The organism is Cellvibrio sp. PSBB006, from assembly GCF_002162135.1.
Lineage (GTDB): Bacteria > Pseudomonadota > Gammaproteobacteria > Pseudomonadales > Cellvibrionaceae > Cellvibrio.
Window position 1 is genome coordinate 3,136,013 of record NZ_CP021382.1, and the last position, 16,309, is coordinate 3,152,321.

The window sequence follows — 16,309 nt, forward strand, 5'->3', positions numbered from 1 at the left end:
CGCCTCATGTATTCGCGACTGCAGCCGTTACTGCGAACCTCATCACGGAACAGAATCATCATGAAATGTCTCAACATCATCGCCGGCATAGGGTTGGCTTTATTAATAGCCGGCTGTGGAAACAAAGAGGCCGAACAGGCCGCTAATGTTGAGCGACATTTACGCGCGGCCGATGCCTATACCCAACAAGGTCAATTGCGCGCAGCTATGATCGAAGCCAAGAACGCTATCCAATTACAGCCGGAGAATGCTGCCGGCTATAAGGCGCTGGCTCGCATCTACAATCACATGGGCGCTTATGGTGCGACCCAGGACTTGCTTGAAAACGTCGTGGCCCGCCATCCGGAAACCAGCACCTTACTTGCTGAAGCTTATCTGAATACCCAAAAATATCGTTCAACGCTTGATGTCCTGAACAAGCACACGGCACAAGACCCGGCCGAGCAATATCAGCAGTGGATACTGCGTGGGCGCGCGCAAATCCCGCTCGGTGATCGCAGCGGCTTTGACACCACACTCACGCAGCTGGCACAACATGAAAATAGCCAACTCGATGTAGAACTGTTGCGGGCGCGTTGGGCGTTAGCTAACGGAGAAAGTGAAACTGCAGAAAAAAGCCTTACCCAACTGCTCAATCAAAACCCCGATCATTTCGACGCATTGATTTTGCAAGGCGAAATCGCGCTTTACCAGAACGACCTGCCAAAAGCCGAAAAGCATTTCACGCGCGCCCTGACGACCCTTGGCAATACCGATATCATGACAGCGCAACGCATCATGGTATTGAATCAATTAACCGATGTGTTGATTCGCGAAGGACGCACCAGTGAGGCTTATGCTTATCAAAAATTATTATCCGAAGCCAATCCCGAAAGTCATTCCGCACAACAGCGCTTTAATGAAGCACTGGCACTTTATCAAGACGGTAATTATGCGGACGCCGAAGCCGTTTTAACAAAACTGCACGAAGAATTCCCACAGAACTCCACCACCGGAACACTGTTGGGCCTGGTCCACCATCAGCTTGGCCGCGATGAAAGTGCCGCAGAATTATTTGATCAGTACATTGATCCTGAGACCGCGTCGACCAGCTTGATCCAAACCGCTGTACTGACGAAACTGCGCGCCGATCAGGACGACGAAGCGCTGACCTTGCTCAAGATGGCCAGCGATAATCAGCCACAAAATCCTGCACTCCTTGCCAGTTACGGCCTTGCCTTGCTGGATCGGGATGCCAAAAGTAATGAAGGCGCATTGGCACTGGAAAAGAGCCTGGCTCTGGATACCTCGCAACAACGCTTGCGCATCGCTTTGGCCAAACGTTACTTCGCTCTGGAAAATACGGAACAGGCGCTGGCGCAATTACAAAAAGCCTATGCCGAAATGCCGCTCGATATCATCATCCAACAAAGTTATTTCCATGCATTGATCGCCAATGGTCAACAAGCGGAAGTCAAGCGCTTAATCAACGCGTTTCAACAGCAATTTCCTGACAACCCGCGCGGCGATTTTCTCGCCGGCTGGTTAGCCTATGAAGAGAAAAACTTCACCGAAGCACAGCGCGCTTTCGAAAAAGCCATTGCCCACCCGGACAACCGCGAAAAACAATTCGCCTACGCGGGCCTCGCGCAGATCTACACCGATCAACAACAACCACAGCAAGCAGCGGAATCCTGGCAGTCCGCCTTGAAGGCCGACCCGGCCATGATCCCCGCCTATGGTCACTGGTTGAAGTTAATGCAAGCGCTAAAACGTAACCGGGAGGCGATTACGTTTCTGAATGAACTCGAAGAAGGAAGCCAGCAATGGCAACCGTCGGTAATGCTGGCGCGCATTCATGTAGCGCAAAATAATATTCAACAGGCCATTACCCATATAGAAACTGCCCTGGCGCGTAGCGGCAACAGCATGCCGGTCAAACAACTGGCTGCCAATTTATATCACCAGCAAGGCGCAAGCTTAATGGCACAAAAGCGTTTTGATGAAGCCAAAACCTTTTTGTTACGTGCGTTGAAATTGTTTCCTGACAACATTCGCTATGTGGCCAGTATGGTTCAAGCTGAATTGGTTACTGGAGATATCTCTGAAGCACAAAAATTATTAGATCAACTGGCGGCAACACAAACCAACCAGGCTCAGCGTTTTAATTTACAAGCCATGATTCGCATTGCAGAAAAAAAACCTGAAGAAGCGCTACAGCTCTATCGACAATCCTGGCAATCTGCACCTAACGACACCGCCGCTGAAGCACTGTTTAATCACTACCAAAAAAGTGAACCTCAACAAGCCGATACGTTTGTAGACGAATGGCTACAAAAACTCCCGGAGAGTGCCAAGCCCACATTAATCAAAGCCATGGCCGCACAGCGCACTAAAAATATGGCCGACGCAGTCAAATGGTATGAAAAAACCCTGGAACTGGCCCCGCAAATGCCCGCCGCACTCAACAACCTCGCCTGGATTTATTACGAAAAAAAAGATCCTCGGGCTCTCGAACTAGCCAAGCGCGCCTATGAACTTGCACCTAATAGCGCCGCCATTCTCGATACTTACGGATGGTTATTGGTTGAGAGTGGTGATGTGCAACAAGGCCACGATATTCTGGAAAAGGCTGCGCAGGCGGCACCGGATAACCAGGAGATTCAGGGGCATCTTGCGGAGGCTAAAGCGCGACGTTAACTGTCTTGGGGGTCGATCTGGATAAACAGAATCAAGGTGTTGTTGCTCTTACTAATATGCAAGCTGATGGCAATTGAGCAATAACCTGTGGATATCCATATGAAGCAAGCTCCTTCCGATTTTTTCCCTGCCAGTCATCAGCCCGGATTGTTTCGTTCATCCGCCTGGCTAACGGCGTGGAACGAAACCTGGGGCACACATCCCTCTACACGACCATCCGGCGATGCTGTTTCATTGAGCTCTGGCACAACGCTTGAAGAAATGATCGTTCGCACGCGCACTTACAAAGGTAGTATTCTGCCAATTACCACTGCGTTTCCCTTAGGACTTTCCACAAGAGAAATGCCCAGTATTCGCAGCGAGTATTTCTTTTTTTGCAACGAAGATGATCATTTATCCAAAACTATTACACGCTACCTGGATAATGCTCTCCAACAATCCTGGGATCAATTCTACATTGCCGATGTATTGCGCTCATCACCTACTTATCATTTATTACTACAGGCAGCGAAGGCCCGGCAGCTAGGTATCATCCATGCAGAAATTGAACCCACCTATGCAATTGATTTACGCCAGCAGGATTTCACAACTTACTTAGGTAACCTGGGCAAGCATACTCGCTTGCGATTATTCAATCGTCGACAACACCTTAAAAAACAAGGCCCCGTGAAAGTTCAGAATATCTGGCCTGATCGCACGGCTTTTTTTCAACTGCTTAATGACTTTCATCAACGACGCTGGGGGAAAGCTTGCTATCGTGGCAGAAACCGTGACTTTATTAACTTGCTTTTAGATCGCTCAACAGCCCAAGGCTATGAAGTAGATTTCTCCGTCATGAGTGTATCTGACACACCTGTTTCTGTTGTCTTCGACATTCGTTATCAGGGAAGGCAATATAATTTTCAAAGCGGCTATCAGGAAAACTACTGTAAATCTGTTGCGTTGGGAACCTTACATTTTGGCTATCAGATTGAAGCAGCATTCAATAATCCCGCTATTCAGTTCTATGATTTTATGGCCGGCAAAGGGAAGAACTGCGACTATAAGAAAAAACTGGTTAATCGGACCGATGAATTTGCGACCTTGCTGTTGGTGAGAAGCCACTGGCTGAAACAGGCTTATAAATTGCAGTCGCTACTCAGAAGAACCTGATTGGATCAGGGAAGATTGGCCACGATCGGCGGGCCAATAATTTTGGTCAACCAAACAGGCATCCTCTTCCATACATTGATCATCAATTTATATTTAGGATTATCGGGATTTAATTCCGGTATAGCGCCGCCTTCTGGAAACAGATAATACCAGTAATGCGTGTGGGGTTTAGCACCCCACTGTTTCTTGAATTTATAGGTACCCGCATCGCGAGTAGAGCGACCAAAGTCAAAAAATTGATAACCTTCACGAATGGCATAACCTAAAATCTGCCGATACATCCACATGTTGGCATTCATGGTGTTGGCTTGTTTGATAGTGGACGCCCAGGGAATTTCCAGCATCCCCTTATAACCGACTAAAAAGCCGGTAGCTACAGGCTTTTGGTCTACATATACAACAACAAGAAGTGCGTTTATTTTTGCTTCGGACAAGATATTAGCAAACCACTGTTTGGCATAAACTGGCGTACCGAGATCACGCATATTTTGAGCGAAGACTTTATAAAAATCGTCTAGCAGTTCCAGCTTCCCAAACAGTACGTTTGGCCGATATTCTTCTGTTTTCTTATATTGCGCCCGCACCTTTGCCCCCAGCTGCTCGTCAAGCGTCTCTTCGCTGTCAGGCAAGGCCAATATCATGGATGCTTTTTTGTTGGAGCACTGTTCCGCAAGCTCCGGCTGCATACTACGAATCTCTATGTGCGTTAACTTTTCATTAATGCATACAGTTTCCAGATGCTTGATAATCTCTCGGGCCACATTAATCCAATTCGTAATGACGCCGCCGTAATTAAAGTAAGGAATAGAGACAGCAAATCGTCCAAACAATCGGCTGGAAAAAAAGGTCAATGGTATGCCACCGATAACTTTTCCATCAGATGCTACAGCAATCCATACGCGGGTCGGGTGAGAGAAGGATTTTCTTATGAGCTCGGCCCATACAGGTTGATGATATGCCGAAGTACACCTAGTCGATAAAAAATTCAGCCACAGTTGCCACTCCGCCATCTCTAGCTCACGAACGGTGTAGCTCCCAGCATAAGATTGTTCCGGAGGAATGGTTACAAAAGAGGGTATTGGTACCTCTTGCGCCTGACCTGTCAGTAACGCACTCGCCAAAGACTTTTCAGTTTTCTTGAGCTTTTCCTCTATATCTTTAATGTCAGCAGATACCGACTGCATAGCAGCAATTAAAGGTTCGCGCTGATCTGATGATTGCTCCAGTGTCTTGAACTGACGCGCAACCTCGGCCTTGTTTTTTTTTGCTTCTTTTAAGCAGGATTTTAGCTCTGTCAATTGTTCGGCAAGTGTCAACAGCTCACGCCCCCGGGTATCCAGGATTGAAATACCAAGTGAAGTCAGGCCCGACTCCGGCGCAGCTATAAATGTTTTTACATCCATTGTTTTACCTTAATCAATACACCTTGCTCGGTATTGATATGCAGAGATAAGAAGGTGATGTTAATAAGCGTTGGACTCAGGACAGCTTGTTCCTGAGCACTTCGATCCAGGATGAATAGCGAACGAATTTATCAAAAGTTTCCGGAAAGCCAATTCTATCAATCCGGTAGAGATTATTGCGAATCATGTGCAGATTTGTAGGTTTGGATATTGTCGTAATAGCCGATGAAAAACCAACTTGCTCCACCAGACGCGGGTGCGTAGCTGAAAAATCTCGAGCGGTACCGGAAGGATAACAAAACACCCGCGATGGGTTATTGAGCTCACTCTCGATACGATGTTTGGAATATGTCAGCTCTTGTAAAATTTCTTCGTCGCTTAACGCACTTAAAACCAGGTGTGAACGAGAGTGTGCACCCACGCGTAGGCCTCGTTGCTCACAGGTACGCAGCTCCTCCCAGGTTGCCGGTGCATACTCCTCGGGAGCGCTTTCGGGAACATTCACGCCGCATACATATTGCAACTCTTGCAGGAAGTTATGTAAGGCTTGTTTATTAAGTGTTTTGGCATGTTGCGACAATGCCCTTCGAGTATTGACCCGGTGACCTGGACTGGAGCAATTTAACTCAAGCCGTTTACCAGCACTTTCCAATGTGAACCGGGTTACATGCGTGTTCCAGATAACATAGGATACTTTTGCATCCCATGGCCAATCCACCCGGTCAACAAAATCTGTAATGGTAAATAGGGTCGGCTTTGCCTGGTGCTTAAGGAGCACAGGCACCAGCCGAGCTACCTGATCAGCATAACCATCATCCAGGGTAAAACATAAGGTGGGATGGGATAGCTCCTGTTGTTTGACGGCGGACTCGACCAACTCATCTATTGATGCGAACTGATAACCACGCTCAACGGCAAATTGCAGGCTTCGATCCAGCAACTCTTCATCTACACCATGAAAGGAATGATTGGCAGGGTTAGGGCGATGCAAAGTATAAATCGTCACAAACGGCCCTACGAGCTTCGTCATCCAACGATCAACGTATCTATTGGTCATTGCCTGTAACAATAAGTGGTTCATCGCACCTCTGTCTTCTGCAACTCTAGGGGAAAATCTTTCGCGTTCAACTGTTTGTAATCTTTTTATCGGCAGTTATTTTTATCAAACCCAGCCGGACAACCGTGCGCGGAATAACCGTCGGCTGGAACTCACCTCATCGTGCAGGCCAATACGCGTTAGCTCATGGATGTTCAGGTTGTCAGTCCGGTTGATTCCGCGTTGGGTCGTCACAGAAGCACGATAGTGCTGCTTCACCAATGATAACGCAAGGTCATTATAGTCGCCGTTGGGAAAGCAGAATAAGTCTACCGATGACTGCAAACGCCGTTCCAATACATCTTTACTGTGAATAATTTCATATTCCAATTCAGCTGGAGAAAGCGCGTCGGTTAAACGCCGATGCGTACAGGTGTGTGAACCAATATCGACCAGACCAGATTGCTGCATTTCGCGCAGCTGATCCCAACTCATCAGTGCTGGCGACATACCTCCAGCATATTTTTCACACAAGTCTCGCCAGCCTATTTGCTCTAGCGCAGCAAAAATGTCTACATCGCTGTGGTCTTTTAAATGTTTAATGACTTCAGCTACTTGATCTGCGGTAACCTTGTCCGTCAAGTTTTGGACATAGGCTTGCAACAAGGGGTGTAGTTCCAGCTCTTTTTTAGCGCCATGAAGCAACAAGACAGCGAGGATATTGGGCCAAAACTGAAAATCTGTTCCGATTTTTTCTGCTACGGCGAAGAGGGTTGCTGGTGCCGAGTGCGCGCGCAAGACAGGGAAAGCGTATTCATAATTATCGAGCCATCCATCATCAAACGTAATGGCGCAGGCTCGTTTCGGAACAGGTAAACCTGCTTGACTCAAACCTACCCATTCTGCAAAAGGCATGAGATCAAACTGCCGTTTCATTTCTTGAATATGCATTTCAAGCGTTTCGGGCCGGACCAGCATGCCCGGCTCTTCCTGACCATACCGTTCGTCATGATTGGGCAGGATGCGGTGGTACATCAGCAACCATAACCGTGGATGCTTACCTGTTCTGGCATGCGGCCCAACACGGCTAGCCAAAGAAACCAGTGCCGGCTTGATGAATTGTTTTAAGACCGCCTTCATCTCAACGTCTCGTTAAATGTTTAATGTACAGCGATAACTCATGGCGTGCTGGCCCCAAATCTCCCCAGCGATTGATTTCATGCCGGGTATAACCCAGGCTGGGGGTAAGGAACTGACAAATCCTTTGCAGTTTTTGTGCCCAGGAGTAACTTCCCTTGAGATACAAATACAAACTATCCAGATCACCCAACAGCCAGCGCAACCGCTGCCCAATGCGATAACTGTCTATCGGCAGTGCAGGCTCACCCTGTCCGCTTCGAGCCAGCTCCGCCAACCACAACAAACGGGGGAAGTTCACCCCCGCGTCTATCGCCAATTGCAAAGAGCCCCAGAAACGAGTATTGACCTCCATTAGATAAGCCTGACCACTCTCCGGATTAATGCGAAATTCCACCATTGCCACACCATGCCATTGGACAGCACTTAATAGCCTATCGGCGTAATCTCTTAATACAGGGTCTACCATTACACTTTCGCTTAATACACTCACGCCGCCTTGGGGGGGCTTTTCACGCAACCGACGATGCGCAAAAAATACGTGGGGTTTGCCATGATCGTATAAGCAAAAAATGCCTGCACCGTGGCCCGGGATAAATTCCTGCAGCATGAAAGGTGTTTTATGCAAGTATTGCGATTGTTGCAATTCTTCCATCAATTCTTCTTTTGAGTAGAGTACTCTCACACGGGTAGCCACCCAAGCTGTACCCGTGTAAATTTTTGATAAACAAGGCTTAAGCACGATCGGGAAGCTCTGCGTGTCGACATCCAGCTCCGCCGACGACGCGAACCATTGCGATGCGGGACAGGGCACATTGTTTTGTTCAGCCAGTGCAACCAGTTTTCCTTTGTCCGCCAAAGACATGACAGTCAAGTAATCAGCAAAAGGCAAAGGTAAATGCGCAAAACGGTGTTGATTCATCAACAGTAACTGGCTGGTAATTTCAGTTACCGGCACGACCAGATCAACCCGCTGCGCCTCAAGATACTGCGCCAACCAGTCGAGATATTTTCCAGGTTCCAACTCTGAACTAGGGCTAAGCAAATTCCCACTTGAGAATTTTGAAGAACCGGCAAGAGTATCGACTGCGGAATCAGCTGTTGTCACCGTCACATCGGGCAACGACCCCAGCGCACGCGTTACGGCTAGCGCACTGCGTTGATGTGCATCCAATACCAGGATATGAAAAGCCATTTAGTCATTCCTTACCATAATTTTCTACCACCGATGATACCGCGATCATATGAATTATGCCGCTTTTAAACTGGTAATAACGCGTTGATTTTAGTAGATTGTCGCAGCCCAATTTCTCTCTCCAGGTTCGCACAAATGGACACCAGCTTGCCTAGTATTTTACACGCAATCGATACCACCGGACCCGGTGGGGCGGAAACAGTCTTTCTCGACCTGACGGAAAATTTAACACTTGAGGGTTATCGTTCTTTCGCTGTTATTAAGGGGCCGGGCTGGGTCGAGGACCAACTCAAAGCTCGTGGTATGCAGTATTACATTGTTAAACCCAAAGGCAGCTTTTCATTCTCCTACTATCGGAAATTATTTCGCATCATCCGGGAGAACAATGTAAAACTCATTCAGGCACACCTGCTTGGCTCTACACTGACTTATTCTATTATTGCCTTGCTTCTGCGCATTCCGTTGGTAGCCACCCTGCACGGAAAGGTTGACGTTAATCCGAACGAACGCCTGATCTTTATAAAGAACCTGATTATGAAGCTGGGGGTCAAACGATTGATAGCCGTAAGCCGGGATCTCGCCAATTATATTGAAACACGTGGACTCTTTAACAAAGGCAACATTCGCGTGATATATAACGGCGTCGACGTTAAAGACTATAGAAAGAGCAATTTAAACGAAATTCGACTATTACTTAAACTGGACAAGCAGGCTATCCTCGTAGGAAGTGTCGGCAACATACGTCCGGCAAAAGCATATGATGTCCTGATAAAAGCTGCAAAAGAAGTTATTACCCATAATCGAAACATTCATTTTGTTATCGCTGGCCATAAAAAACCTGAACTGATGCAGCAGTTGGAAGACCTGATGGATAAAGTTGGAGTCAGCCAACATGTACATTTCATTGGATTCCAACAGCCAAGCGCAGCATTCTTCAGTCAGATGGACCTGTTTACCCTATCCTCCAGCTCTGAAGGATTTTCCATTTCGACAATAGAAGCTATGGCAACCGGACTGGCAGCTGTTGTGACGTGCTGTGGAGGACCGGAGGAGATAATTACTCACAAAACAACTGGTTGGCTTGTGCCTGTTAATGATCCGCAGGCGCTGGCATCAGGCATCTTAACAGTACTCAATGATCCCAATTTGCAATGCAGCTTAGCCCAAAAAGGACAACTACACATCACCGAAAATTTTTCATTAGATTTTCTTATTAAACAGTATCAAACCTTATATGAAGAATTATTGGTTGAAGCCTATCAATAGAATCCATTCATAATCTCAAGAATCAATAAAGGTTGAATTTGTGCTTCGTCGAATTTCTACTTACATTAAAGACAATTATGGCTCCAAGACTGGACTCATTAACCGCTACAGGTATTTAGTTATTAGTCAACTTGGCGTGTTCAAATCTTACCGAAATATCGACACTCAAGCCGTTAAGAGATTAGTTTTTATTTGTTCCGGAAACATATGCCGAAGCCCGTTAGCAGAGGCTGTTGCTACTCAACGAGGGATACTGAGCACTTCCTATGGACTGCATTGTAGAGGCGGAGATAAGGCCGATCCCAGAGCAATAGCTTTTGGACGAAGAAAAGGTATTTCCCTAGAGCAACATAGAACGAGAAATATAAAGGATTACGAGGCCCGCCCAGGCGATCTCTTAATTGGAATGGAACCCAGTCATCTAAAAGAATTGAAAAGGATACTTAGCCGTCAAATAATGATTACGCTTTCTGGTCTTTGGCTCAACAAGCAAACGGCTTATATACATGACCCATTTAATACAAATGAAATTTTCTTCGACTTCTGCGAAACTGAAGTGGCCGAAGCAACAGAAAACTTAATTAAGCAACTAAGACAAGGCTATGAAACCACATAAGGTTGATGACTTTTTTGCATTCAGAATCGGAGCTCTGTGGCAACATTTTAAGACAGAACACTTTTCTTTCTGGATGATCTGTAGCTACCTTTTTTTCGAGTTTGTCCGCCCCCAAGCAATATTTCCTATCATAGACTTTCTACCTTGGGCACAGCTTCTACTAATTCTTTCACTAATAGGCGCAATTCTTGACCCGACAGTAAAGTGGACTTCGAGCCCTGTTAATAAATGGTTAATATTCTTTTTAATAGCCATAATAGCCTCCATTTATACTGCTTTTGACCCGGCTTTCTCAAAACGTTTTTTTATGGATTTTTTTGGCTGGTTCGTTATTTATTTTTTAATAATCAATATTATTAACACGAAAGAAAGATTCTATATTTTTCTTCTTGTTCTTCTTTTTGCAGCTGCCAAGATTGCAATAGGAACATCCAAAACCTGGGCTTTGCGTGGGTTTACATTTACTGGCTGGGGACTTATGGGACCTCGTGGATATTTCCAAAACTCTGGAGAGCTTGCCATCCTGATGCTAGTCCTGTTTCCCCTGTCATTTTTCTTGTACACAGCCCTAAAAGATCGAATCAAAAAATGGGAGAGGTTTTTTCTCATAATTTGCTGGGTATGCCCTATATTAACCATCCTCGGGGCAAGCAGTCGTGGGGCACAGCTAGCACTCGCCATCCAGCTGGCCTTTATTTTTCGAAAGAACTTATTTAAGCCGAAACAATTAATCGGAATTTTAGTACTTTGTTTTGGGCTATTTTTCTTACTTCCAGAAGAGCAAAAAAATCGCTTTTCATCAGCCGGCAACGACAAAACATCACAGCAACGGTTGTTATACTGGGAAAACGGCTGGGAGATGATGAAAGAGCACCCCTTTTTAGGCGTCGGTTATTTTAATTTTATTCCCTATTATGAAATCCATTACCCACAAGACATGTTATATCCCCGCGCCGAATTACCTCACAATATCTTTATTCAAGTTGGGACCGACACAGGATTCATTGGCCTTTTCTTTTTTATTATGATAATTGGAAACTGTTTTTTCACTGTAAGAAAAATTATTAGAGCAAAGCATCTTGAAAAAACATGGCCCAGTATTGCCGCTGGACTTGGCTATGGCGTACTGGGATTTGTGCTGGCAGGACAATTTGTGACTGTCACGTATTATCCTTTTTTGTGGATCAGCTTGGCATTCATTGTAAGCCTTCATAGAGTTTTGGACGATGGAAACAACCCTCTAAATCAAGGACCACGTTGATGTATTACAAATACCTGTTTAAAGCATGGATTAATGATTTCTGGTTCATACACTGCCGCAGCTTTATATCCCTTTTCCTGCTTTTGGCGAGCCATTTTTGCAGATTTTTGGGTGCTAAACGCCTTATGATGAGTTGTTGTCTAGCATCTCTCCGCTATAGGTTATCTTCTTCAGGAGTTGCTTTCTTTAATAAGTATGTTGTCACTGATGCATATGGTTTGACCCAGCTGGTTTCACAAGGCGTAACTATTGAAGAAGCTGCTAGCAGAACTATCATTCTGTTATGGCCTGAAATCACTCACAATGAGGTAAAAAAGGGCATCGTGTTATTAAAGTTTACCAGAACTTTTTCATACTTTTTGCGCAACACTCACATTGAAGAAATGCAAAAATATTTTATCTTTGTTCTTGAACCGAGCTGGGCTGGATACGCGGACCCTGACATACTGGCCTGGATGAGCAAGACTGAAAGAGTAATTGTTCAATCTTCCGAACTGCAGGATAGAGTTTTTCTAAATTGCTTACCCAAATCCTTTGTTCCAGTGAGCTTTGGATCAGGAAACTGGGTGAATAGTCATGAATTCATGCCTCATAGTAAAGAAAAAATTTTTGATTCAATATATATAGCAAACACCAACCCGATCAAACGGGTCAAAAGATATGTAGATGCGGTAAAAAATCTCGTTGCTAAAGGTCATGATCAATACCGGGGCTGTCTTGTATGTGCAGCTTGGGGTGACAATGAAAAAATTATCCGTCAACTTGTGCAATCTGTTGGGATGGATGCTTTTATCACTTTAAAATTTTCTCTTCCTAAAGAAGAAGTTGTAGATCTCGTGGGACAAAGCAAAACCAATATCCTTCTTTCATATAAAGAGGGCAGCAACAGAAGCCTGTTCGAGTCAATGTTTTGCGATGTACCCGTAATATGCCTGAGCGAAAATATTGGTGTCAATAAAGCCTATATCAATGAGTTTACCGGTCTGTTAATACCTGATGCTCAACTAGAGGACGGGCTACAGTGGATGCAAAGCAGTTATCAGGAGTTTCATCCGAGAAAGTGGGCCCTGGAGAATATCTCAGCTGAAAAAACAACTGACTGTTTATTTGAAGTATCAAAAGCCAGGGCCTATCAAAACTTATCAAGTGAAACAATGCACGTGAAGGTTAATGCTCCTGAGGCTCAATACCTGAACGCGCCGAAGATTAATTTAAGGTTCTTTAATCGCCATCTTCTAGATATTTTTTCACGCGCCGAAACGCCTGCTCCAGAAGAAGTTAACAGTGTCCTATTAACAATGAAGAATGAATTAAATAATAATCTTCAGGAGAAAGTGCAGTGAAAATACTGTGGGTCTCGCACCTGGTTCCTAACCCACCCAAAGCTGGGGTTCTGCTACGTAGCCACAACTTGGTTAAGGAGCTTTCCAAACATCACCAAGTTGATTTGTTGGCGTTCAACCAGAGGGGCCTAATCTCTCCTTACTTTGAGAGCTATGAACAAGGAACCATGCAATCCTATAAAGTTCTATCGAGCATTTGCAATAAAATTCGCTTTATTGATTGCCCTACGGATAAGCATAAACTATCCAAATTTTTCTGTGCTCTTTCAAGCCTGTTTTCCAGAACCCCCTATTCAGTAAACTGGTTAAAAAGTAAAGCTTTTGCTCAAGCACTTATTGAGATGTGCAAGGAAACTGATTACGACGCAATTCACTTTGATACGATTAGCCTGGCACCCTATATTAAATATGTGACCTCGAGCAATCTGTTGGTATTAACCCTGGACCATCATAATGTCGAATCTCACATGTTGATTCGCCGGGCGCAACAAGAAGCTAATATTTTAAAGAAGTTCTATTTTTACCAAGAAGGTTGGAGATTAGCTTGGGTTGAGAAGAAATATTGTCCAATGTTTCATAGCAACATCACCTGCTCAGAACTTGACAGCGTCCGCTTTTTACAATTTATTAAAGACGCTAGATTTAAATCCATTCCAAATGGCGTAGATATAGATTTCTTCAAGCCATCACATACACCACCTGAATCAAAGCGCCTGATATTTATTGGGACCCTTGATTGGTACCCTAACACCAGAGCAGTCAGATTTATTGCCAGAGAAATTTGGCCCCGTATTAGATCGAAGATACCCGATATACAAATCGATATCATAGGTTCCAGACCACCTTCTGACATTGTAGACATCTCCCGGATGGACGCGAACTTTAAAGTCCATGGTTTCGTCGATGAGATTCAGACATATTTGGATGGTGCCACAGTGTACGTCTGTCCCATCAATGACGGTGGGGGTACCAAGTTAAAAATTCTTGACGCTTTTTCCTCAGGAAAGGCGGTAATTGCAGATCCCATTGCTTGCGAGGGATTGAATGTTCAGGATGAGCATAACGTTCTCTTCGCAAGTACACCCGATGAATTTGTCACGCAAATTGAAAAGATCATCAACAACCCTGACCTTAGGAATAAACTTGAAACCAACGCAAGAAAACATGTTGAAAGTCATTTCTCATTTAGTGCTATTGGGAAGGAGCTTGCCGAGCATTTCGACCTACTTCACACGCAAATGACAGTAATTAAATAAGGACTATAACAATGTGTGGTATATCCGGGCTAATCGGGATTGGTTTAACAGAGCCAGAATTGTTGTTAAACGGCAAAAAGATGTCTGATGCATTAACCCACAGGGGGCCGGATAGCAGCGGCATATGGTGCGATCCAAATCTATCGCTGGTTCTTGCACATCGAAGACTCGCCATTCTGGATTTGAGCCCGCTGGGTCATCAACCCATGGAGTCAGCGTCCAACCGCTTTGTAATCGTGTTTAACGGTGAGATATATAACTATAAAGATATCCTGGATCGTCTAAAGAAACTGGGACATTCTTTCCGGGGTCATTCGGATACAGAAGTGCTATTAGCTGCCATTGATGAATGGGGACTAGACCAGACACTGTCAGAATGCAAAGGGATGTTTGCTTTTGCCTTGTTTGATAGACTCAATTCATCATTAACCTTAGTTCGGGACAGAATAGGTGAGAAACCCTTATATTATGGAGTCAACAACGGGAGATTAATCTTTGGTTCCGAGTTGAAAGCTTTGCTTGCTGTAATATCCGGCGGCAAGCCCGATATCGACCGATCGGCGTTAGCCTCATATCTGCGATATGGATATGTCAGTGCACCCTATTCTATTTATAAAGATATAAAAAAGCTTGAGCCTGGAAGTTACTTGAAGATTGATGTCAAGGCATTTCCATTTCATCTTGATCAGCTCCAGACTTATCAATATTGGAATCTGGATAGCATCTCCAAAAGCAATGTCAACGCGCTAGTTGTTGACGCGCGCACAGCCAAAACCCGTCTGGATAATTTACTCAATCAAATTATTTCTGAACAGTCGATCGCGGATGTTCCGCTTGGAGCATTTTTATCTGGTGGTATAGATTCCTCCGTCGTTGCAGGTGTTCTGCAGGCTCAATCCAATATAGCCATTGATACCTTTACTATCGGCTTTCATGAAAAAGCATTTGACGAAGCTATTCATGCGCGAGATGTGGCCAAACACATAGGCTCCTCACACCATGAACTTTATATCAATTCCTCCGATACATTAAATACGGTTCCATTATTAGCCGAACTCTATGATGAGCCTTTCTCTGACGCGTCACAAATTCCGATGTTTCTCGTCAGCAAATTAGCCAAGCAACATGTCACTGTTTGTTTATCCGGAGATGGCGGAGACGAATTATTTGGTGGCTACAACCGATACCTTTACACAAAGAATGCTATTGATAGAGGCAATGCCATTCCCGGCCCAATAAAATATCTTTTGGCAAAAGGGATAACCGGTATCTCTCCGCAAAGTTGGGATCATCTTTATAATCGCTTTAACTCCTTATCAGGAAGAAAGGGTGGAGCGAATACTGGTATGAAGCTACATAAGCTAGCGGCGCTTATGCAGATGGACAATTATGCGGATGCATACAAATATCTTTGTAGTTATTGGCAGTCACCTGCTGCGCTACTTACGGGTAGCGTAAATGAACCTGATCTTATGAGTGGCTTCGAGTGCGAAGGTGATTTCCTGACGTCTGCAATGCTTTGGGATCAAAAATGGTACCTGCCTGGAGACAATCTTGTTAAGACTGATAGGGCAAGTATGGGGGTTAGCCTGGAGATGCGTGTACCCCTCCTCGACTCCAGACTTATTGAATTTTCCTGGGAAGTAGATAACTCTCTGAAAATAAAAGACGGCGTTTCTAAATGGATATTACGCCAAGTTTTATATGACTACGTGCCCAAGTCATTAATTGAGCGACCAAAGATGGGATTCTCGGTACCCATTTCACATTGGTTACGTCACGAGTTGAAAGATTGGGCAGAGGAACTACTGGAGGAAAACTTCCTAATTTCTCAAAATATTTTCAACCACAAAATGGTCGCTCAGGTCTTCAGGGAACACAAAGCGGGGTCACATGATCACGGCAACAAACTTTGGACCATGCTAATGTTTCAAGCATGGTACAAACGCAACATATAACACCCGC

At 45.0% G+C, this 16,309-nt stretch carries 12 protein-coding genes; 8 read left to right on the plus strand and 4 right to left on the minus strand.

Annotated elements, in window-relative coordinates:
• Nucleotides 1–60: 60 nt before the first annotated feature.
• Nucleotides 61–2,679, plus strand: a complete 2,619-nt coding sequence (locus CBR65_RS12950; RefSeq protein WP_198300737.1) for a tetratricopeptide repeat protein — start codon at nucleotides 61–63, stop codon at nucleotides 2,677–2,679.
• Between the two features lie 87 nt (nucleotides 2,680–2,766).
• Nucleotides 2,767–3,831 carry a GNAT family N-acetyltransferase gene (locus tag CBR65_RS12955; protein ID WP_157672067.1) on the plus strand — a complete coding sequence of 355 codons (1,065 nt, stop codon included), beginning with the start codon at nucleotides 2,767–2,769 and terminating at the stop codon, nucleotides 3,829–3,831.
• Between the two features lie 5 nt (nucleotides 3,832–3,836).
• Here CBR65_RS12955 and CBR65_RS12960 read toward each other — a convergent pair whose 3' ends face one another.
• From CBR65_RS12960 to CBR65_RS12975, 4 genes are all read right to left on the minus strand, one after another.
• On the minus strand, nucleotides 3,837–5,234 hold the full coding sequence (locus tag CBR65_RS12960; protein ID WP_087467236.1) for a FemAB family XrtA/PEP-CTERM system-associated protein: 1,398 nt from the start codon (nucleotides 5,232–5,234) through the stop codon (nucleotides 3,837–3,839).
• 76 nt (nucleotides 5,235–5,310) lie between these two features.
• Entirely contained in the window at nucleotides 5,311–6,264 is a 954-nt protein-coding gene (locus tag CBR65_RS12965) for a polysaccharide deacetylase family protein (protein WP_157672068.1), read from the minus strand.
• Nucleotides 6,265–6,396: 132 nt separating this feature from the next.
• Nucleotides 6,397–7,410, minus strand: coding sequence for a polysaccharide deacetylase family protein (locus CBR65_RS12970; protein ID WP_087467238.1), 1,014 nt, complete (start codon nucleotides 7,408–7,410; stop codon nucleotides 6,397–6,399).
• Between the two features lies 1 nt (nucleotide 7,411).
• Nucleotides 7,412–8,602, minus strand: a complete 1,191-nt coding sequence (locus tag CBR65_RS12975; protein ID WP_087467239.1) for an ATP-grasp domain-containing protein — start codon at nucleotides 8,600–8,602, stop codon at nucleotides 7,412–7,414.
• A gap of 135 nt (nucleotides 8,603–8,737) precedes the next feature.
• Between CBR65_RS12975 and CBR65_RS12980 the strand changes: the two genes are divergently transcribed.
• The 6 genes from CBR65_RS12980 to asnB are packed head-to-tail and all read left to right on the plus strand — an operon-like array spanning nucleotide 8,738 to nucleotide 16,302.
• A complete protein-coding gene (locus CBR65_RS12980; RefSeq protein ID WP_087467240.1) occupies nucleotides 8,738–9,868 on the plus strand; it encodes a glycosyltransferase family 4 protein in 1,131 nt (376 codons plus the stop codon).
• A 40-nt stretch (nucleotides 9,869–9,908) separates the two neighbouring features.
• Nucleotides 9,909–10,484: a low molecular weight phosphatase family protein gene (locus tag CBR65_RS12985; protein ID WP_157672069.1), complete on the plus strand. Its 576-nt coding sequence runs from the start codon at nucleotides 9,909–9,911 to the stop codon at nucleotides 10,482–10,484.
• Entirely contained in the window at nucleotides 10,471–11,745 is a 1,275-nt protein-coding gene (locus CBR65_RS12990; protein ID WP_087467242.1) for an O-antigen ligase, read from the plus strand. Before CBR65_RS12985 ends, CBR65_RS12990 begins: the two co-directional genes overlap by 14 nt.
• Nucleotides 11,745–13,088: a glycosyltransferase gene (locus CBR65_RS12995; protein WP_087467243.1), complete on the plus strand. Its 1,344-nt coding sequence runs from the start codon at nucleotides 11,745–11,747 to the stop codon at nucleotides 13,086–13,088. The genes CBR65_RS12990 and CBR65_RS12995 overlap by 1 nt, the downstream gene beginning before the upstream one ends.
• Nucleotides 13,085–14,344: a glycosyltransferase gene (locus CBR65_RS13000; protein ID WP_087467244.1), complete on the plus strand. Its 1,260-nt coding sequence runs from the start codon at nucleotides 13,085–13,087 to the stop codon at nucleotides 14,342–14,344. The genes CBR65_RS12995 and CBR65_RS13000 overlap by 4 nt, the downstream gene beginning before the upstream one ends.
• 11 nt (nucleotides 14,345–14,355) lie before the next feature.
• Nucleotides 14,356–16,302 (plus strand): asparagine synthase (glutamine-hydrolyzing), encoded by a 1,947-nt coding sequence (asnB, locus tag CBR65_RS13005; protein WP_087467245.1) that lies wholly within the window; start codon nucleotides 14,356–14,358, stop codon nucleotides 16,300–16,302.
• The last annotated feature ends 7 nt before the right edge of the window (nucleotides 16,303–16,309 follow it).